A 19911-nucleotide genomic window follows, 5' to 3' on the forward strand; every position below is an offset into this window, starting at 1 on the left:
CCAATACATCAGGTGGTGTCTGTATCAATGGCTTGCCCCTATGACAAGGCAGCACAGGCGTTAGGTGTGTGGTTACTGATCTTCAATATCGGGTTGCGGGTCTTGCGCCAAAGCCTCGGCCTCCGCTGTTTGTTGACTGCTGGCATTGAGCCGCTTGATGACCTCAAGCGAAATATCGATTGACCCAGACATGAGATAAATCTGCGCTCTCTCGAAAACAGCCACAGCACGGACTTCTTGAGCGATATCTTTTAAAACCACGTTCAGCATGTCCTCAAACGCGCGCAAACCTTGATCTTTCGTTTGCTCAATGGCCTCTGACTTGGCTTTTTGCTCTGCACGGATGGCAATGACCTTTTCGTCGAATGCGTCAGCTTTTTTGGCAAAGTCTTCTTTCGACAGTGTGCTTTTTAGCTCTGTTAGCTCTTGTTCTTCCGCCTCAAGGGCCGCGAAGATCGTATCATTTTCGACCACGAGGTCGTTGAGCAATGTTTCAATTTTGGCTTCAAGTGCGCGCCCAATGTCGGTGTTCTCAAAAATGCGTTCGCGATCAAACGCGATCACAGGGACATGAGCGATTGTGTTTTGAGGTTGAGATTCCATTTCAGGCTCTGAGGCAACAGATTGTTCTGCGGCGTCGTTTTCAGCGTCTTGAGCCGACAAAGGGCCGGACACATTGACGGAAAGAACCGCGCAAATTATCCAGCCCCAAACCCGCATTAGAATTCAGTCGCGATCGTCAAATCAAAGTTTTGTTCGATGTCATAATCTTCTTTTTGCAACGCATGGGTGAAATTGAACCGCAACGGACCAATAGGCGTTCTCAAGAACACAGAAGCACCAATAACAGTACGCCAGCTCAAATCTTCACTGCCATCTATTGCGCCAGTGGCGTCATCCAAGCCCCAAATGGCACCGTGATCCAAAAACAACCCACCCTTGATGCCGTATTCTTCAGGCAACCCCAATGGAAAATCGGTTTCCAAGCGGGCCACAGCATAGAAATTACCACCTAAAGCGAGATCCGTGTCTTCATCGCGTGGACCAATACCACCGGGTTCGAACCCGCGAATAATCGAGGTGCCAGAAAAATAACGATCTGAAACCCGTGTGTTCGCCCCGAGACCGTCGATCATACCGCCTTCAATAGAGGCGCTCACATTGATCGTTTCGTTGAACAAAGAGGACTTAGCGACTATTTCTGCAGAATTGCGCAAGTATTCAGCGTCGCTACCAAGTCCTGCGTAGTCTTGGCTAAACTTGAACGCAAAACCCGTTTCCGTTTCCACGCCACTGCGGCTTGTATCAAAGCTATAGGTGTATCCGACAGATTGTTGGAACACCTCGCCTGCGGCGATGTCATCTTCAATGATGTCTGGCAAATCGTTGTCATCGGGATTTGTGAGCTCGTTCAGGCCCGCACGATACCGTAATGACAACCGTCCGAGGTCAGACACCGGAAAGGTCAAGCTTGGGGATACGTATAGATTTTTTTCAGTGTGATCTGTATAAGTTGGCTCTGAAAATCCGTAACCCGCTGACAAGCCAAAGGCCACATCACGTCCTAAAAATGCAGGTTCTGTGAAGTTAAAGCTCAGACTGCCATCCTCTAAGGCTGTGGTCAGACTGAAGGACAAGGATTGCCCCCGCCCCAAAAAGTTACGTTCAGAAAACGACGCGACAAGGTTCATCCCTGAGGACACAGAATAGTTCGCACCGAATGAGAAACTGCCTGTGGGTGTTTCATCCACATCGACATCCACAACAACTTGCTGGCTGCTTGTGCCTTCGCGCGCGTTGACACGAACGTCAGAGAAAAACCCAAGGGCGCGAATGCGGCTGGCCGCCTCGCGAATTTCGCGTGGGTTAAAGGGATCACCTTCAACGACACGGAATTTTTGGCGGACAACGCGATCAAGTGTGGTGGCGTTGCCTTCGATATCAATGCGTTCCACAAACACACGTGGCCCACGCACCAAAACGAATTCGATGTCCAAAGTTTGGTCACGATCATTGCGGGTGACACGCGGCTCCACACGCAAAAAGTCGAGACCTTTTTTGGTCGCGAGAATTTCCATCCGTTCTACGACGTTTTCAACGGCAACCGGTGAATATGTTTGGCCAGACCGGATATTCAGAACTTTTTGAAAATCTGCGGCGTCTGCGCCGTCAAAATTGGACACGGTGGTCATGGTGCCAAAATCAAAACTTTGGCCTTCGCGGACATTAAACGTCAAAAAGTAAGCGTTTCGCTCGCGCGAAAATTCGGCAGCAACGTTTAGAACTTCGAAATCGATATAGCCACGTGATGTGTAGAAATCAGCCAAGACCCGCTTGTCGAACTCGACACGATCTTCTGCAAAGGTATCGCGGCCCACAATAAAGCGCAAAAGCCCCGCTTGTTTGGTTTCCAAAACGCGACGCAGGCGGGAATCAGGAAACGCGCGGTTGCCAACAAAGGTCAGGCGTTCGACTTCAACACCTTTGCCCTCGGTCACTTCAAACACAACATCAACGCGGTTGTCAGACCGGCGGATGATACGCGGGGTCACCGTCGCAGCCAATTGGCCTTTGGTTTCATAAATTTCTGTGATCGCTGCGGCATCAAATTCAACAGTAGTGGGCGAATAAACGCGGCGCACTTGGGTTTGCAGCGACGCCAAAAGCTGTTCGTCTTTGATCTTTGAATTGCCCTCGATATTGATCCGCGACACCGTTGGATATTCGGCAACTTTGATCACCAAACGCGATCCCTGAGGGGTAAACTCAACAGTTTCAAACAATCCTGACCCCAAAACACGCTGGTAAGCGTCATTCAATTCGCCCGCTGAGACACCTTGTCCGCGCGCGATTCCCGCATAGGATAGAATGGTTTCAGCTGAAACACGTCCATTGCCTTCAATAGCAACGGTAGAAAACCGGAATTCTTGTGCGTATGCGGCACCCGGCGTCGCTATATAAGCCGTTGACCCCAATGCCAAAACTGAAAACGACAGCGCAAAAGCGCGTGGCAAGTCTCCGCTTAGTACAGTGTGAATTCCACGTTTTTGAAACCGCATGACAGCTCATCCATTTACCCAAGTTATAGCTTGAGTAACGGGAATACTTGCCCTTGTCAAAAGCATGTGCCGCAGAATCCAATACGCGGGCAAACCCTCGCCATCAAACGAAAAAGGGCGGCCAACCGGCTGCCCTTGAAATACGCGTTGACTTTGATGTTCTGACCTAGAGCGACGCGGGTCAAAGATCGGTCGCATCCTGTTACAAAAACATATTTGCGAAAACGGACCCAGCCACCAATGCCACAGCAATTGTGATACCATACATCAGACGGTCCCAATTCAAACGCGCCAACAGAGACAGCCCCCTATAGCTTGTGATGATCGATGTCATGACTGACCTCTTGTCGTTATGTCGATGCCCTTGGGCATGCCGAGAAAAACCATTGGGTTTGCACCCTGATCAAAAGGAATAATGGCTGAATATGGCAAGATTAGGGCCGCACTTGGCGGCCCTTAAAGTTTTATTCATCTATTGCAGTCTTGGCCTGTGCCTATTTGCAGAATAAATCACTGCCAAGACCCAGCACCATCATCGACAAAATCAATGCCATACCCACCATCATCATCACGTTGACGGCTTTGTCAGGCAGCGGTTTACCGCGCACGGCTTCGTAGGCGTAGAACACCAAATGGCCCCCGTCCAAAACGGGAATTGGCAATAGGTTCAGCAACCCAATGGCGACTGAAATAAAGGCAATCTTACCAACATAGTCTGCGATCGTCGGCGCACTGCCCACGAATTGCGCCATACCGATAGCACCCGACATATTACAGGTCGAAATCGCGCCGGTAATCATATGGACGATCCCAGACAGGGACATCACGATAATGGTCCAAACCTGCTCAATAGAGGACACAATCGCTTTGCCAAGGGGCATGGTTTCTGTGGCGGGTGAGAAAAAGTACGTGCCTTCAATCCCGATCAACCAGCGTTTTTCAAACCCGCCTTCGGGTAAGGGAATATCGCGTGACAAGGCTGCGAGCGTCATCTGTAACACTTCGCCATCGCGCCAAACTTCCAGCGCGATATCCGCGCCCTCTTTGGCTTTCACTACGTCTTGTAGGTCGTAAAACGTTGGCAAGGACACGCCATCCGCGGTCATAATCACATCGCCCGCTTCAATACCTGCGCGCTTGGCTGCGGATTTAATCTGAACGGTATTGACCAGCACAGGGAATGGGTGTGGCGCCGTCACAGTCTGCTCAACGCCATCACGCAGCACCGTATATTCAAGCGTATCCTTGCGAGGCAAGTCTTGGAAAAAGCTTCCAACGCCAGAGACATCGGGCACATCAAGCCCCTCAATGGTCAGCAATTCATCGCCAGCAACTAAACCGATTTCGCTTGGCAAATCTGTAATATTGTCAACGATCAAACGATCTTGCACTTGACCGTAAAACATCATCAAAAACACGAAAATAATCGCAGCAGAGATGAAGTTGAACATCGGACCTGCAAGCACAGTCAATGTGCGCGCCCACAACGGCGCGCCGTGCATCGTATGGCGGCGCTCTTCGTCAGTCAGACCTTCCGTGGAAGCACTATCTGGAGCCGAGGCCGCATTGGCATCGCCCGCAAATTTCACATAGCCACCCAAAGGAATAGCCGCGAGTTGCCATACTGTGCCGCGTTTGTCAGTGCGCTGGTACAGCGGTTTGCCAAAGCCGATTGAAAACACATCTGCTTTGATGCCACTCCATCGGCCGACAATATAGTGACCATATTCATGGATCGCGACGATGATCGACAGCGCGATGATGAACACCACCACCGTAAAAAGACCGCCACCGAAGAGAGATAAGAGACTGCTCATTGTCTAAAAACGTCCTGTATTACTGTATTTTGGGCTCTTTTGGCCCGTTATCTTGCGCTGCACGCTATGCGCTTAGGCCCCTGCCTGCAAGGACAGCACTCGCGCGCGCGCCTCTGCATCGGCTTGATACACCATATCAAGGGTGATTTGGACATCTTGATGACCCAAATCAGGTGACATTTGCGCGAGGACGCGTTCGACCATTACCGCCATATCAGTGAACCCGACCTGCCCTGCAATGAACAGATCAAGTGCGGTTTCTTTGGCGGCGTTAAACACGGCTCCAGCCAATCCACCCGTTTGCATCACCTCGCGCGCAAGCCGCAGTGCGGGAAAGCGGACCTCGTCCGGGGCTTCGAACTGCAATGATCCAAGCTTGGCCAGATCAAGGCGTTCCACAGGCAATGCGCGGCGTTCAGGCCAGTGCAGCGCGTATCCGATGGCGTGACGCATATCAGGCACGCCCATATGCGCCATCAGCGCGCCATCTTTAAACCCGACCAATGCGTGAATGTAAGAACCTGGATGAACGATGACTTCGATTTCCTCAGGCTCTAGGCCAAAGTATTCTTTGGTTTCAATGATTTCCAATGCTTTATTAAACATGGAAGCGCTGTCAATCGTGATCCTTTGGCCCATATCCCATGACGGATGTTTGCAGGCCTGCGCCAATGTCGCGCCCTTGAGCTGCTCGGCAGACCATGTGCGAAACGGACCGCCTGAGGCGGTGATAATCACCCGCTCGACCTCGGAAATCTGTTCGCCGACAAGAGCTTGGAAGACGGCGGAATGTTCGGAATCAACTGGCAGAATGCGGGCTTTATGTTTTGCGGCCTCAGCCAGCAACAGCGGTCCAGCGGTGACAAGGCTTTCCTTATTGGCCAAGGCCAAACTGGTGCCATGTTTGAGGGCTTCAAACCCCGGCGCAAGACCCGCTGCACCAACAATCGCTGACATGATCCAATCTGCAGGGCGTGCCGCGGCCTCTACCAGCGCCGCCTGCCCCGCGGCCACTTCGATACCAGTGCCAGAGAGCGCATCGCGCAATGCGGGCAACTGTTCTTCATAGGCAGTGATGGCAATATCGGCGGATAGATCGCGGGAATCTTGGGCCAATTGCGCGATATTTGCGCCCCCTGTAAGCGCAATTACATCATATGAGGCTTTATCGCGTTTGATCAGGTCGATGGTGGATTGACCGATTGAGCCCGTCGCACCGAAAATAGAAATCCGTTTCAAGACGCGCCCCACATTGTCCATGTCACAAGGCGTAAGAAAAACAACACGGCCCCGACGGCCAAAAGCGCATCAAAGCGGTCCAGAACACCGCCATGACCGGGAATGATGTTTGAGCTGTCCTTGACTCCCATCCGACGTTTGATCGCACTTTGCGCGATGTCGCCCAATTGAGATGCGAAGGACAAGACAATCGCAAAACCGACGATCATCAGGCTTTCACGCAGTTCCAAGCGCAAAAAGAGAACGGCGATCAAGGCGATCAAGGCCGCGCCAACCCAACCGCCAAGCACGCCAGACCATGTTTTTTTGGGACTGACACTTGGCCAGAATTTTTTGCCACCAATGGCGCGACCGACAAAATAGCCCATAGAATCTGTGGCCACGACCAAGGACACCACGAATATAAGCCCCGCAGGTCCGGTGAGAAATGACACAGCCCAAAGACCAGCAAGTCCAAGCACAAAAAGAATAAAATAAGCTCCGAGGGCATAGAAATCCTCTGCAATCAAGCCCGTCACATCGGCCTTAAACCGCGCCATCTTGTAAAATTCCCATACGCCGATAAGCGCGAGCCCTGCCAAAAGCACTTCAAAAGCGATATGGCCCGAAATGATCACAAGAATACCTATGCCAATCATCACGGCGGCAGAGGCCACACGCGGTCCAAGGTCACGCCAATTACGTGCGGGTTTAGGACTTTGCGCGCTCATATTTTCACGCCACCAAAACGGCGGTCCCGCACACCGTAACGCGCGATACAGTCAGCGAACACGTCTTTGGTAAAATCAGGCCAGAGCGTGTCGATAAATTCATATTCAGAATAAGCCGATTGCCAGAGCAAAAAGTTGGAAATGCGTGCCTCGCCGGAAGTGCGGATCACCAGATCAGGATCGGGCAAAACGCGGGTGTCGAGATACCCCGCCAAAGTGGTTTCATCGACAGTTTCCGCGTCAAGCTTGCCTGCAGCTGCATCGCGCGCCATTTCTTTGACGGCACGGGCCACCTCGTCACGACCGCCATAGTTCAAGGCAATGGTCAAATGCACTTTATCATTTTTTGATGTGGCCTCTTCCAAACCGTCCATCAGTTTGATCAGTTTCGCATCCAAACGCGGGCGATCCCCGATAAACCGTACTCGCACGCCTTCAGCGACAAGGTCTTTCATTTCGCCAGTGATATAGCGGCGAAACAAGGACATAAGACCAGAAACTTCGGTTTGGGTCCGTTTCCAATTTTCCGTAGAAAAGGCAAATATCGTCAGGTATTTCACGCCCACATCAGGACAGGCCCTTACGATTTCTTTCACGCGTTTGGCGCCCGCGTGATGCCCAAACAGTCGGGGTTTCCCCTTCATCTGGGCCCAGCGACCATTGCCGTCCATGATAATGGCGACATGTTTTGGGCCAGTTTGACTGTCGGACATCAACCTAAGGTCTCCTAAAGCGTCCAGTGACGCCCTATAAGACACCATATGGACAAAAAATCAAAGACCTGCACGGATAGCCAGCCCCTGCGCGGATCCAAGAAACTACACTGAAACGTGTTAAACCTGCATGATCTCGGCTTGTTTGCTTTCGAGGGTTTCGTCCACTTTTTTGATGTGGAGATCGGTCATCTCTTGGACTTCGTCTTCCCAGATCTTTTGATCATCCTCAGACATGCCATCGTTTTTGGCTTTCTTGATCTGATCCATGCCATCACGACGAATGTTGCGCACAGACACACGGGCGCTTTCAGCGTAGCCAGCTGCCACTTTGGTCAATTCGCGGCGGCGTTCTTCGTTCAATTCAGGGATTGGTAACATAATGATTGTGCCGTTAAGCTGTGGATTGATGCCCAAACCACTTTCGCGGATGGCTTTTTCCACTTTGCCCACAAGACCCTTATCCCAAACGTTGATCGTGACCAAACGAGGTTCAGGCACATTGACGGTGCCCACTTGGTTGATCGGCGTCATAGATCCGTAGGCGTCGACCATAATTGGCTCGAGCATAGATCCAGACCCGCGTCCGGTGCGCAAAGACGCCAGTTCGACACGCAAGTTGGCAATCGCGCCATCCATACGTTTGGACAGATCATCGGTATCAAGCATGAAATCTTCGGACATAGTGTTCGTGGCCTCGGTTGTAATGGTATATGTTTCGTGTGGTTCAGCGGTCTGAGTGACGTTGTATAGAGGCAGCGCGTTCAGGGCAAGCTGCGCATATCGCACAACATCGCCCCAAAGCATCGCCGCCTCTCACTTCTGTCAGATCAATCAATTAACGAGTGTATACGTGCCTTCGCCCGCCAAGATACCTTTGAAACCACCGGGTTCATCCAATGAGAATACGATGATTGGCAAATCATTGTCACGGGCCAGCGCGATGGCAGAAGCATCCATAACATTCAAATGCTTGGCCAAAACTTCGTCGTAAGTGACGTTATCATAGCGCACGGCATCGGCGTGTTTGGCTGGGTCTTTGTCGTAAACGCCATCAACTTTGGTGCCTTTCAAAATCGCTTCACAGGCCATTTCATTGGCCCGAAGCGTTGCGGCTGTGTCGGTGGTGAAATATGGGTTACCTGTGCCCGCTGCAAAAATACACACGCGGCCTTTTTCCAAGTGGCGCACGGCGCGACGACGAATGTAGGGTTCGGCCACTTCATTCATGGTGATCGCGGAAATCACCCGCGTGTGGATACCCAAATCTTCCATCGCAGCCTGAACCCCCAAGGCGTTCATCACGGTGGCCAACATCCCCATATAATCTGCTGTGGTGCGTTCCATGCCTTGCGCTGAGCCTTGCAGCCCGCGGAAAATATTGCCCCCGCCAATGACCATACAAATCTCGACGCCCATGTCGTGCACCGTTTTGACTTCGCGTGCGATGCGTTCAACGGTTGGAGGATGCAAACCAAACCCTTGGTCTCCCATCAGCGCCTCTCCAGAGATTTTAAGCATCACCCGCTTATATTTCTTGCTGGTTTGGCCTTGATCCTGATCGCTCATGAGGTATCCCCTAATATGTCCGCTGATTTTTCGCAAAATGCGCCAATTCTCAGCAATATTCAATGAGCCAGTGCCAAAAAGTTGATGGCCTTGCAGATAAAAATCTTTGGCGGCCATTTCGAGGCCGCCTTAGTCATAAATTTAAGGGCTTTTCATGTCTTTGTCCGCGCAAATATCAAGGCACTTGGATGCACTGTCCCCTGATCAACCGGTTTTGATCGCAGGGCCAACGGCCTCTGGAAAATCTGCTTTGGCGCTTGAGATTGCCGAGGCTCAAGGTGGTGTAATTATCAACGCCGATGCGCTGCAAGTCTTTGACAACTGGCGCGTTTTATCCGCACGCCCAAGCACAGATGACGAGGCCCGCGCCCCCCACGCGCTTTACGGTCACGTGAGCCACAACTTTGGATATTCTGTCGGTCATTGGTTGCGTGACGCTGTACCCTATCTTTCTGGCCCTCGACGCCCTATTTTTGTCGGTGGTACAGGGCTTTATTTTTCGGCGCTGACAGAAGGCTTGGTCGAAATTCCCCCCACGCCGGACGACATTCGCGCCACAGGCAATGCGCGGCGCGCAGATGAAGGCAATCATTTGGGGCTTTTGGCAGAATTAGACGCCGAAGACCCTAAAACAGCGCAAAGGGTCGATCGCTTGAACCCCATGCGTGTGCAGCGCGCGTGGGAAGTTTTGCGCGCCACGGGCCGTGGTTTGGCCGCATGGCAGGCCATGACCCCGCCCCCAGCATTGGCTTTGAACCGCGCCTACCCCATCGTTATGGATGCAGATAAAGATTGGCTGAACGCGCGAATCGCGCGGCGGTTTCAAATGATGCTTGATGAAGGCGCTCTAGAGGAAGCTGAGGTCAATTTGGCAACTTGGGATCCAAAACTGCCGTCCTCAAAGGCCATCGGCGCGCCTGAATTGATCGCGCATCTACAAGGTGAGATGACATTGCAAGCCGCACAAGAGGCCGCAACCATCGCAACGCGTCAATTTGCCAAACGTCAGCGCACTTGGTTTAGGGCGCGCATGAAGCAATACCACAAGATATCGCTGCCCTAACTATTGGTTGTGGCATGAGTAAATGCCGACATACACCATTGTTTTTAAACAAAAAATCTCATTGACCTCTGGTATGCACCGATTAAACTGAAATCATATAAAAATAAACAGGCTTTCAGCGTCCTTATGTCGATAAAAATTTTCCAAACGCCCCCTATTGGCACCCTTGCGGCGCAATCGGGTCCTCAGACTGTAAGCGCGCGCAATCTGTCTGACGATGCGCCGGACATTCCGATGCCTGCAGCATATCGCGTTACCGCTTTGGCGCGCATGTCATCGCAAAATTCAAAATGGCGCACAGAAGCGATGCGCAGCCATCGTTCGCCAACATTGCTATGGTTCACACGCGGTCAAGGTCGGATCACCATTTCAGGCGTCGCCCGCGGCTTTGGCGGTCACAATTTGATATTCTTGCCCAAACATACAATGTATGGCTTTGAAATTATCGGCCAAGCCTATGGGTCCATCGTGCATTTGGCAGATGATCCCGCGCTCAATCTGCCCGACGAGCCGCTTCACATGCGGTTTTCGGACTTGGCACAACAAAACGAAGTCACTCATATGATTGAAAATCTCGCCCGCGAGATTGATCATGATGGGTCCAACAAAGATCGCGCCCTATTTTTACAAGCGGGCTTGATTTCTGTTTGGCTTGAGCGCCAGATCGAAAACATGCCTGACTACGATATGACACCAGACGCATCGCGCCGTTTGGCTGCGGCCTTCACGGCTTTGGTAGAGCAAGATTTCAAACAAACGCACAGTGTGAACGATTACGCAGCCGCCTTGGGCGTCACGGCCACGCATTTATCGCGGGCCTGCAACATTGCCTCTGGACGTCCCGCGTCTGCCATTGTTGCGGATCGGGTGTATTTTGAAGCGCGTCGCATGCTTAAGGAAACCAAATATCCTGTGAAAGCCATCAGTGAAAGCCTTGGGTTTCACTCGCCTGCCTATTTCACGCGGGCGTTTCAAAAGCAGACGGGCCTCACGCCAAGTGCTTTTCGCAAAGCAGGCTAGACCAACAGGGCAGTCTAAAGAGGGCGTCCAAAGCTGAGGCATGAGCCGTAAAAGGCTTAACTGCCCCAGATCACACGCACGTAGTTTTTCGTCTCTTTATAAGGTGGCACGCCGCCGTATTTTTCAACAGCCCCTGGCCCCGCATTGTAAGCCGCCAAGGCCAAACGCCATGTGCCAAACTTATTGTACATCTGACGCAAATACCGCGCACCGCCTTCTAGGTTTTGATGCGGATCATTGGGGTTCACACCCAAAACGCGCGCGGTTTGCGGCATAAGCTGCGCCAAGCCAAGTGCGCCCTTATGCGACTTTGCACTTGGGTTCCAACCGCTTTCTTGCTGAATGAGGCGCAAAAACAGATCAGGCGGAACATTGTGGCGTTGCGCGATGCTGCGCGCCACAGCCAAATATTCACCTTTGTATGATCCAGTATAGGGCAAGCCCGATGCGCCGGGGATCATTGTCGTCACAGGCTTCAACGACACAGACCCAGAATATTGTTCACTTGCGCGCCCATCAAGAACACTCAATTGCGACGCATAAATTGATCCGCGCGATTTAGTGCCAAAGATCAAATCTTCGGCCTGCGCAGTGGGACCTGCCAAAAGACAGGTCAAACCGATTGAGGTGGCGCATAACTTGGTCGCAAGGGTCATATAAAATCGTCCGCCTTAAGTACCGGCGCAATATAGGGCGCAGCACGTCACATTCCAAGCCCAGACATCGGCAAAGAGCGCCGATCCGCCGCTTTTGCCCTTTCAAACTGCCGCGTGGGATGGTGTAACAGACCAAACGAGAATCTAACGGGAGACGCGATATGGCGGGTTCGGTCAACAAAGTGATCATCATTGGCAATTTGGGACGCGATCCCGAAGTGCGTAATTTCCAAAATGGCGGCAAAGTGTGCAACCTGCGCATCGCGACATCCGACACCTGGAAAGACAAAACCACAGGTGAGCGCAAAGAGCGCACAGAATGGCACTCCGTCGCGATTTTCCAAGAAGGTCTTGTCCGCATCGCTGAACAATACCTGCGCAAAGGCTCGAAAGTTTACATCGAAGGCAAATTGCAAACCCGTAAATGGCAAGACCAATCTGGCGCTGACCGCTATTCCACAGAAGTGGTTTTGCAGGGGTTTGACGGCGTTTTGACCATGCTTGATGGACGCAATGAAGGTGGCCAAGGTGGCGGCGGCAATTATGGTGGCGGCTCTGGCGGTTACGATCAAGGCGCGTCATCAGGCGGTTATGGTGATGGTGGGTCTTCTGCGCCAGCCGGTGGCGGTCGCTCCAGCATGGATGACGACGAAATCCCGTTCTAAATCCAACGCGTTTGATCAACTCAAATCGATATCTTGAAAATAGGGCCGGCATTCGCTGGCCCTTTTTTAGTGTGCAAGGGTATTATTGTGTAAGGCACAGGCAGCACGCACAGATATGTGAACGCCATAGGGGTTGTGACGGACTTTGATGCGCCCTTTATCTAAGGCAACAAAAGGAACACGCATATGACCGCACCAAGCCAGTCCTCCCAACTGCCCAAAGCCGTTCTTCACCGTATGGATTTGCCGAATTACACCTGTGGCTATGGCACTGCGGCTTTAAAGCTGCTTCAAAGCAACGGTTTTGATGTCGAAGATCATGTCTTACGCACGCGTCATGAGACAGACGCTTTCAAAGACAAACATCACATCACGACAACTCCGTTGATCTTTATCGACGGCGTGAAAATCGGCGGTTTCACCGATTTGCAAAAACATCTCAAAGCGCAAAAGCCCAAACGAAAAGGGCTTTTCTCGCGTTAAGTCTTAGCACTCGCGCAGGGCGTCCTTTATCACTTTTAGCACGGCCTCGCGTGGCACATCTGATGTGACAAAAGTTTCGCCGATGGAACGCGCCAAAATAAAGCGCAACTGACCATCCAGAACTTTTTTGTCTTGCGCCATCAGATCGACCAGCGCCTCGGCTGAAGGCAAATCGCCCTCGATGTCTTTCAGGTCGCATTTCATGCCCATGGCTTTGATCTGTGCGCGCACCCGGCTTGGGGCTTCCTGCGAACAGAGACCCAAACGCGCGGACAGCTCGTAAGCCAAAGCGCAGCCAATCGCCACGCCTTCGCCGTGCAGCAATCGATCAGAATATCCAGTGGCGGCCTCAAGAGCGTGGCAAAAGGTATGCCCCAAGTTCAACAGTGCCCGATCACCCTGCTCTGTCTCGTCGCGCACAACGATTTCAGCCTTCATTTCAACGGATCGTTTCACCGCATAAGTGCGCGCAGCGACATCACCAGAAGCCATCAGAGGCCCATTTGCCTCAAGCCACTCAAAAAACGCCTCGTCGCCCAACATGCCGTATTTCACGACCTCTCCGCAGCCCGACAAAAAATCGCGGGCAGTCAAAGTCCCAAGCACAGACACATCGGCCAAGACCAAAGACGGCTGGTGAAAGGCACCGATCAGGTTTTTGCCCGCATCGCGCGAATTGATACCGGTCTTGCCGCCGACAGAGCTGTCAACCTGTGCCAAAAGCGAGGTCGGTATTTGCACAAAGCGCACGCCGCGCCGCAAAATAGACGCGGCAAAGCCCGCCAGATCGCCAATCACACCACCGCCAAAGGCCACCACTACATCGTTGCGCTCAACCTTTTGCGCCAGGAGCCATTCGACGGATTTGGTCAGCTCAGCCCAGCATTTCGTGCTTTCACCCGCTGGTAAAACAAGCGCTTCCATCTCGATACCGGCCGCGGCCAAACCGCCTCGCAATGTTTCTAAATGCAAAGCCGCGACGTTGTCTTCGGTGATCACACAGACGCGTTTTTTCTTACCCAAAAACGGTGCAATATGTGCGCCCGCCAAGGCCACCAAGCCCTCGCCAATGCGCACATCATAGGCGCGATCCCCAAGTGGCACATGCACGGTTTGAAAGGTTCCCAAAGCGCCTAAAGATCCGATATCGTTCATTTGCTGTCCTTTACTATCCCGCCATGCGCCACCAGCGCATCCACGACTTTTTGGGCCATTTGCTCAATGCTCAAACTGGGTTCTGCATCCACAACGATACCGGCCATTGCATAAATAGGGTCGCGCAATTCGGCCAATGATTTCAGCGTTTCGAATGGGTTATCTGTTTGCAGCAAAGGCCGCGTGTTTTTATGGCGCACGCGTTGCCAAAGAATATCCAAATCCGCCTTAAGCCAAACAGCAACTCCTTGGGCCGCTATGGTTTCACGGTTTTCAGCACTCATAAAAGCACCGCCACCAGTGGACAGAATGCAGCGCTCGTCTTCCAGCAAACGCGTGATCACTTGGGTTTCTTTGCTGCGAAAAAACGCCTCGCCATCGCGTTCAAAAATTTCAGCAATGGTTCGGTCTGCTGCACGTTCAATTTCAGTATCCGAATCCAAAAAAGGAACCTCAAGGATCTGTGCAATCGCCTTGCCAACAGCCGTTTTTCCTGCGCCCATCATCCCCACGAGTGCAACTGTTTTGTCCAACCCTTTGTACATGTTTTCCCCAGTGTCTTTGCGGGTGCGCCGCACGGCAAATTCTTGCTCACATTCATTTGTATGCCTCAATGACGTGATATTGTCGGAAATTCCATATATAAATATAGGAAAACATGTCATAGCGACAAAAAACCAGTCATACTAAACAAAAGACTGGGCAAAAGGAGGCAATCGATGCGAAAATTTTTAGGGCGACTTTTGATCATGACGCTGGCGTTGTGCACAATCGGTTTTGTGGCCTTTGCCTATGTCGGGGATTTGTCACCGACCCGCGCAGACGTCAGCCTGCCCGTGACGCTCACGTTGCAATAGGCATGTCCATGACCGTCTTTGGGGGCCAAACGGCCGCAGTTCGCGCACGGGCTGTAACACCATCACATTGGCCCCTGTCACGTTGGACATTGTTAACCGGCACGGCTTTGGCTTTGTTGCTGAACCTTGGCGGCCCCACAAAGGGGGTTGCGCAAGACGCTGTTGCGGAGAGGCCTCTGTCGGCCATCAACTGGCTGACACAATCGCTTGATGCGCCCCGCTCCACACCAACCGCTCTTGTGCCATCCCCATCGTCGCGCGACGATATTTCTGAGAACGCACTGCCAGAGGACGTCACATCAGGCCCGATAGATGCGCCGCGTATCGACGCTGTCGGCTTGCTCAGTACAGCCCAAACCGGATTGCCTCGCGATCTTTGGGGGGCGTCCAAAGCTTTGGACCTCAGCCGCAGATTGACGTCCATTTCCCAAAATACCGATCTGTTGCCAGCCTCAAGGCGGTTGCTAAACACGCTTATTTTGGCTGAACTCGACCCACCATTGGGCATTCAAAATGATGGACGATTGTTTCTCGCGCGCGTGGATGCCTTATTGTCACAAGGTCTCATTGAGGAAGCCGACGCTTTGATGCAGCGCGCGGGATCAGATGCGCCAGAGGTCTTTCGCCGCTCGTTTGACGCCAAGCTGTTGATGGGCACCGAAAATGAGGCCTGCGCGCAACTCAAGACCACACGCGGGCTGTCGCCTGCATTGCCCACACGGATTTTTTGCCTCGCAAGGGATGGTGATTGGCGCGCCGCTGCGCTGACACTGGAAACCAGCACCGCCTTGGGGTTGATTTCTATTGACGACGGCAACTTATTGGCACGGTTCTTGGACCCAGAACTGTTCGAAGGCGAGCCCGCCTTGCCGATTCCTGACGCCCCGACCCCGCTGACGTTTACAATGATGGACGCGATTGGTGAACCTATTCCCACGCAATCCTTGCCGCTTGCCTTTGCGCAATCTGATTTGCGCCAAACATCAGGCTGGAAATTGCGCGCAACCGCTGCCGAACGTTTGGCCCGCGTCGGCGCGCTGACGCCCAATCGTTGGCTTGGCATTTGGTCAGAACATTTGCCTGCTGCCTCGGGGGGGATTTGGGATAGAATTGAAGCATTGCAACGGTTTGAGACCGCGCTGAACACCGGTGATCCCAACGGCGTTTCGCACAGCCTTGGTCGGGTCTGGACCGAGATGGGCGAATCTGGGCTGCAAATCGTCTTTGCTGATCTTTTCGCGCAAAAACTCAGCGATGCACCGCTTGCTGGAGAGGCGGCCGACGTTGCATTTGAAGTCGCGCTGCTCTCGCCATCTTACGAAATCATCGCCGCCAACTGGGACAAGCCTTTGTCCAAAAACGCCGCATTCGCGCGCGACATTGCTTTGGGAGAAGCCCCTTCAGAACGCATATTTGAGGCGCGCAAACGTGCTATCGTTGACGGGTTTCGCAACACTGGCATCCCTGTGCGCCTCAGCGGATTGGTGCAAAGCAATCGTCTGGGCGAGGCAATTTTGCGCGCCATCGAATTGCTTGAAGGGGGGGCCACTGGCGACTTGGACGAGCTGACGGATGCGTTGCAGTTTTTCAGGGCTGTCGGGTTAGAGGCCACAGCACGCCGCGCAGCGCTTGAGATATTATTGTTGGAGCGTCGCGGATGAGCGCAGACCACAATTGGATTTCGCTTTACGCCGAAGCCCAAGCGGCTGAACTTGGCGCCGCCGAGAATACGCGACTGTCTTACGGGCGTGATTTGCTAGGGTTTTCTGACTGGCTTGGGCGTCAGAGGCGTTCATTTGAGACCGCCGAACGCGCCGACATAGAATCCTATTTGATCGCTTGCGAGGCCGAAGGTTTAGCGCAATCTACACGGGCGCGCCGGTTGTCATCGATCAAGCAACTGTACCGTTTTGCCTTTGAAGAAGGCTGGCGTACTGACAACCCCACCTTACAAATTCGCGGACCGGGGCGCAGCAAGCGTCTGCCTAAAACCCTATCCGAGGATGAGGTATCATCGCTTTTGACGGCAGCGCGCAATATGGGAAAAACCGCTTATGATCGTGCGCGCAACACCTGTTTAATCGAAGTGCTTTACGCCACGGGCCTGCGGGCGTCAGAATTGGTCGAGTTGCCGATATCGGCCGTACGCGGCGATCCACGGATGATTTTGGTGCGCGGCAAAGGCGATAAAGAACGCATGGTGCCCCTGTCACCGCCTGCACGCAGCGCGCTGTCGGATTGGTTGGTCCATCGCGACGCGGCAGAAGACATCGCGCGCATTGAAAAGGGAAAAAAGCCATCACCATTTGTCTTTCCTTCACGCGCCAAATCAGGGCATTTAACCCGCGTGGGCTTTTATCAACTGATCAAAGAGATCGCGGTACAGGCTGGCCTGTCACCTGACAAAGTCACTCCGCATGTGATGCGTCACGCTTTTGCCACGCATTTGTTGGCGCATGGGGCCGATTTAAGGGCGATCCAGACACTTTTGGGTCATGCGGATCTGTCGACCACTGAGATTTATACCCATGTGTTGGATGAACGTCTCAAGGAATTGGTGCTGACCCATCATCCCCTCGCTGACACATAAAAATATTGATCGAATTTGCGTCTGCGACTGGGCCATCCCTTGCGCGTCGTGCAGCGCGGCCCCATAACAATGCACAATACCTCGCACCGTGCATCGCACCTTGCCGCCCCCTGTGAAAAATGGAGCCTGACCTATGGACCTCACCATGCTTGACGCCGCCTTTTGGATGACATCTGCTGCCATCTTTGGCTTGCTTGTGTTGTCGGGGTTCTTTTCGGGGTCCGAAACGGCTTTGACGGCTGCCTCGCGCGGGAAACTGCGCGCGCAAGCCGACAAAGGCGCAAAGGGGGCGCAAAAAGCCTTGGATGTCACCGAAGACAACGAACGTCTGATTGGATCGGTGTTGCTGGGCAATAACCTTGTGAACATCCTCGCAACCTCTTTGGCGACGGCGCTGTTCACACGGGTGTTTGGTGAAAGCGGTGTGGCATTGGCGACCTTGGTGATGACCGGTCTTGTGCTTGTTTTTGCAGAAGTTTTGCCCAAAACCTATGCCATCACCAATCCTGAATCAGCGGCTGCTCGAGTGGCAAAACCCATTTCGGCTGTTGTGTTGATCTTTTCCCCTGTGGTGAGCTTTGTACGCATGTTGGTGCGCGGCATGTTGCGTCTGTTTGGCGTCCAAACTGACCCTGACAGTCATTTTTTGGCCCTAAAAGACGAAATCGCAGGTGCGATTGCCCTTGGCCACGTCGAAGGCGCTGTTGAGAAAGAAGACCGTGATCGCCTGCTTGGCGCGCTGGATTTGGGCGAGCGCACGGTCGAGGAAATCATGCTTCACCGTTCGAAAATCGAAATGATTGATGCCGATACGCCGCCACGTGACGTGCTTGAGGCCTGTTTGAAATCGCCGCACACACGTTTGCCGCTTTACCGTGATGATCCTGAAAACATCGTTGGCGTCATCCATGCCAAAGACCTGTTGCGTGGCATGTATGCCGAACGCGTTGATGCGTTGGGCGATACAGAATTTGCTGCATTCGATGTCATGGGCGTGGCAATGGAGCCTTATTTCGTGCCCGAGACCACAACGCTTGATGATCAAATGCGTCAATTTTTGCGCCGCCAAACCCATTTTGCCCTCGTCGTTGATGAATATGGCGCGCTGCAAGGTTTGATCACTTTGGAAGATATTTTGGAAGAAATCGTCGGAGAAATCACCGACGAATTTGACCAATCCGAAAATGCGCCCGTTAAATCTAAAGAAGGCGGCTGGGTCGTCGATGGCGGAATGACAATCCGCGACTTTAACCGTTCCACAGAATGTAACCTGCCAGATGACGAGGCCAACACCATGGCCGGTCTGGTCATCCACGAGGCTCAAATGATTCCCACAGCTGGACAAGTTTTCTCTTTCCACGGACACCGTTTTGAAGTGGTCGCCCGCAAAGACAACCGCCTTTCAACCTTGAAAGTGCGCCCTTTGCGCCGTGGCTTATAATGCTGTCGTATCAGCACGGGTTTCACGCGGGCAATTTGGCAGATGTGCAAAAGCACGCGTTATTGGCGGTGATGATCGAATATCTCACCCGCAAAGACAAACCGCTGTCCTATATTGAAACGCACGCGGGGCGTGGACTGTATGATCTGCAAGGCTCGCAAGCACAAAAGACGGGTGAAGCAGAGACCGGCATATTAAAGGTCGCCAAATGGTTCAAGCCGGACCACCCTTATGCCCGTGCGCGCAAAACCGTTTCAGATGCACAAGGCAAAAACATCTATCCAGGGTCGCCTGCCTTGGCGCAGGCCTTGTTGCGCGATGATGACAACATGCATCTGGCCGAACTGCACCCAGCGGAATTTGATCTGTTGCGCACTTCTATGCGCTCCTCAAAATCTTACGTGGGTTTGCATATGCTCAAACAAGACGGCATGGCATTCGCGCAAAGTGTCTGCCCCCCGACCCCGCGTCGGGGATTGTGCCTGATCGATCCGCCTTACGAGATGAAATCCGATTACAACACCTTGCCGAGCTTTATCGAAAAGCTGCATCGCAAGTGGAATGTCGGCATCATCGCGTTGTGGTATCCGATCTTAGAGGGCGGCGCGCATAAGACGATGACAGATATGCTGCTAGGTCTAGACCTGCCAGATGTGCTGCATCACGAGGTGCGTTTCCCCCCAGCACGCGAGGGACATGGCATGATCGGATCGGGTATGTTTATCGTGAATACACCATGGGGATTGACCGATGAGGCGCGGCGCCTGAGCAAATTGTTCAACACGCTGTGATCCTGAGGCAGGAAAATCATACAGACATGTAAAATACGCATACATCCTATGCAGTCTTGGATGTTTATTTCCAAATTTTAAAT

General features: G+C 52.8%; 21 protein-coding genes. 9 read left to right on the forward strand and 12 right to left on the reverse strand.

Annotation, left to right across the window (positions count from 1 at the left end):
* Positions 1–72: 72 nt before the first annotated feature.
* The 9 genes from KO497_RS04860 to pyrH form a co-directional block, all read right to left on the reverse strand.
* Positions 73–720 carry an OmpH family outer membrane protein gene (locus KO497_RS04860; protein ID WP_215942846.1) on the reverse strand — a complete coding sequence of 216 codons (648 nt, stop codon included), beginning with the start codon at positions 718–720 and terminating at the stop codon, positions 73–75.
* Positions 720–3059 carry an outer membrane protein assembly factor BamA gene (bamA, locus tag KO497_RS04865; protein WP_215942847.1) on the reverse strand — a complete coding sequence of 780 codons (2340 nt, stop codon included), beginning with the start codon at positions 3057–3059 and terminating at the stop codon, positions 720–722. The genes KO497_RS04860 and bamA overlap by 1 nt, the downstream gene beginning before the upstream one ends.
* Positions 3060–3261: 202 nt before the next feature.
* Entirely contained in the window at positions 3262–3393 is a 132-nt protein-coding gene (locus KO497_RS19275; RefSeq protein WP_289846658.1) for a hypothetical protein, read from the reverse strand.
* Positions 3394–3553: 160 nt separating this feature from the next.
* Positions 3554–4876, reverse strand: a complete 1323-nt coding sequence (gene rseP, locus KO497_RS04870) for an RIP metalloprotease RseP (protein ID WP_215942848.1) — start codon at positions 4874–4876, stop codon at positions 3554–3556.
* Positions 4877–4948: 72 nt separating this feature from the next.
* Positions 4949–6115, reverse strand: a complete 1167-nt coding sequence (gene dxr, locus KO497_RS04875; RefSeq protein ID WP_215942849.1) for a 1-deoxy-D-xylulose-5-phosphate reductoisomerase — start codon at positions 6113–6115, stop codon at positions 4949–4951.
* Positions 6112–6825, reverse strand: coding sequence for a phosphatidate cytidylyltransferase (locus KO497_RS04880; protein ID WP_215942850.1), 714 nt, complete (start codon positions 6823–6825; stop codon positions 6112–6114). Before KO497_RS04880 ends, dxr begins: the two co-directional genes overlap by 4 nt.
* Positions 6822–7538, reverse strand: a complete 717-nt coding sequence (locus KO497_RS04885; RefSeq protein WP_215942851.1) for an isoprenyl transferase — start codon at positions 7536–7538, stop codon at positions 6822–6824. Before KO497_RS04885 ends, KO497_RS04880 begins: the two co-directional genes overlap by 4 nt.
* 120 nt (positions 7539–7658) lie before the next feature.
* Positions 7659–8222: a ribosome recycling factor gene (frr, locus tag KO497_RS04890; RefSeq protein WP_215943025.1), complete on the reverse strand. Its 564-nt coding sequence runs from the start codon at positions 8220–8222 to the stop codon at positions 7659–7661.
* A gap of 150 nt (positions 8223–8372) precedes the next feature.
* Positions 8373–9107: a UMP kinase gene (pyrH, locus tag KO497_RS04895; protein ID WP_215942852.1), complete on the reverse strand. Its 735-nt coding sequence runs from the start codon at positions 9105–9107 to the stop codon at positions 8373–8375.
* A gap of 154 nt (positions 9108–9261) precedes the next feature.
* On the opposite strand from pyrH, the gene miaA reads away from it, so the two are divergent.
* Positions 9262–10170, forward strand: coding sequence for a tRNA (adenosine(37)-N6)-dimethylallyltransferase MiaA (miaA, locus tag KO497_RS04900; RefSeq protein WP_215942853.1), 909 nt, complete (start codon positions 9262–9264; stop codon positions 10168–10170).
* 126 nt (positions 10171–10296) lie between these two features.
* A complete protein-coding gene (locus tag KO497_RS04905) occupies positions 10297–11190 on the forward strand; it encodes a helix-turn-helix domain-containing protein (RefSeq protein ID WP_215942854.1) in 894 nt (297 codons plus the stop codon).
* A gap of 56 nt (positions 11191–11246) precedes the next feature.
* Here KO497_RS04905 and KO497_RS04910 read toward each other — a convergent pair whose 3' ends face one another.
* Positions 11247–11846, reverse strand: a complete 600-nt coding sequence (locus tag KO497_RS04910; RefSeq protein ID WP_215942855.1) for a lytic transglycosylase domain-containing protein — start codon at positions 11844–11846, stop codon at positions 11247–11249.
* Between the two features lie 161 nt (positions 11847–12007).
* Between KO497_RS04910 and ssb the strand changes: the two genes are divergently transcribed.
* On the forward strand, positions 12008–12511 hold the full coding sequence (ssb, locus tag KO497_RS04915; RefSeq protein WP_215942856.1) for a single-stranded DNA-binding protein: 504 nt from the start codon (positions 12008–12010) through the stop codon (positions 12509–12511).
* 186 nt (positions 12512–12697) lie between these two features.
* The gene (locus KO497_RS04920; protein WP_215942857.1) at positions 12698–12994 is read left to right on the forward strand and encodes a glutaredoxin family protein; all 297 of its coding nucleotides are present in this window, start codon (positions 12698–12700) and stop codon (positions 12992–12994) included.
* A gap of 3 nt (positions 12995–12997) precedes the next feature.
* Here the strand turns inward: KO497_RS04920 and aroB are convergent, their stop codons facing one another.
* Positions 12998–14149 (reverse strand): 3-dehydroquinate synthase, encoded by a 1152-nt coding sequence (aroB, locus tag KO497_RS04925; RefSeq protein ID WP_215942858.1) that lies wholly within the window; start codon positions 14147–14149, stop codon positions 12998–13000.
* The gene (locus tag KO497_RS04930) at positions 14146–14727 is read right to left on the reverse strand and encodes a shikimate kinase (protein ID WP_354668089.1); all 582 of its coding nucleotides are present in this window, start codon (positions 14725–14727) and stop codon (positions 14146–14148) included. Before KO497_RS04930 ends, aroB begins: the two co-directional genes overlap by 4 nt.
* A gap of 141 nt (positions 14728–14868) precedes the next feature.
* On the opposite strand from KO497_RS04930, the gene KO497_RS04935 reads away from it, so the two are divergent.
* From KO497_RS04935 to KO497_RS04955, 5 genes are all read left to right on the forward strand, one after another.
* Positions 14869–15006, forward strand: coding sequence for a hypothetical protein (locus KO497_RS04935; RefSeq protein WP_215942860.1), 138 nt, complete (start codon positions 14869–14871; stop codon positions 15004–15006).
* Between the two features lie 8 nt (positions 15007–15014).
* Entirely contained in the window at positions 15015–16667 is a 1653-nt protein-coding gene (locus KO497_RS04940; protein WP_215942861.1) for a hypothetical protein, read from the forward strand.
* Positions 16664–17596, forward strand: a complete 933-nt coding sequence (locus KO497_RS04945; RefSeq protein ID WP_215942862.1) for a site-specific tyrosine recombinase XerD — start codon at positions 16664–16666, stop codon at positions 17594–17596. Before KO497_RS04940 ends, KO497_RS04945 begins: the two co-directional genes overlap by 4 nt.
* A 133-nt stretch (positions 17597–17729) precedes the next feature.
* Entirely contained in the window at positions 17730–19037 is a 1308-nt protein-coding gene (locus tag KO497_RS04950; RefSeq protein WP_215942863.1) for an HlyC/CorC family transporter, read from the forward strand.
* Positions 19037–19828 carry a 23S rRNA (adenine(2030)-N(6))-methyltransferase RlmJ gene (locus tag KO497_RS04955; RefSeq protein ID WP_215942864.1) on the forward strand — a complete coding sequence of 264 codons (792 nt, stop codon included), beginning with the start codon at positions 19037–19039 and terminating at the stop codon, positions 19826–19828. The genes KO497_RS04950 and KO497_RS04955 overlap by 1 nt, the downstream gene beginning before the upstream one ends.
* Positions 19829–19911 lie beyond the last annotated feature (83 nt).

This window comes from Pacificibacter marinus (genome assembly GCF_018860665.1).
Classification (GTDB): Bacteria; Pseudomonadota; Alphaproteobacteria; order Rhodobacterales; family Rhodobacteraceae; genus Celeribacter; species Celeribacter marinus_A.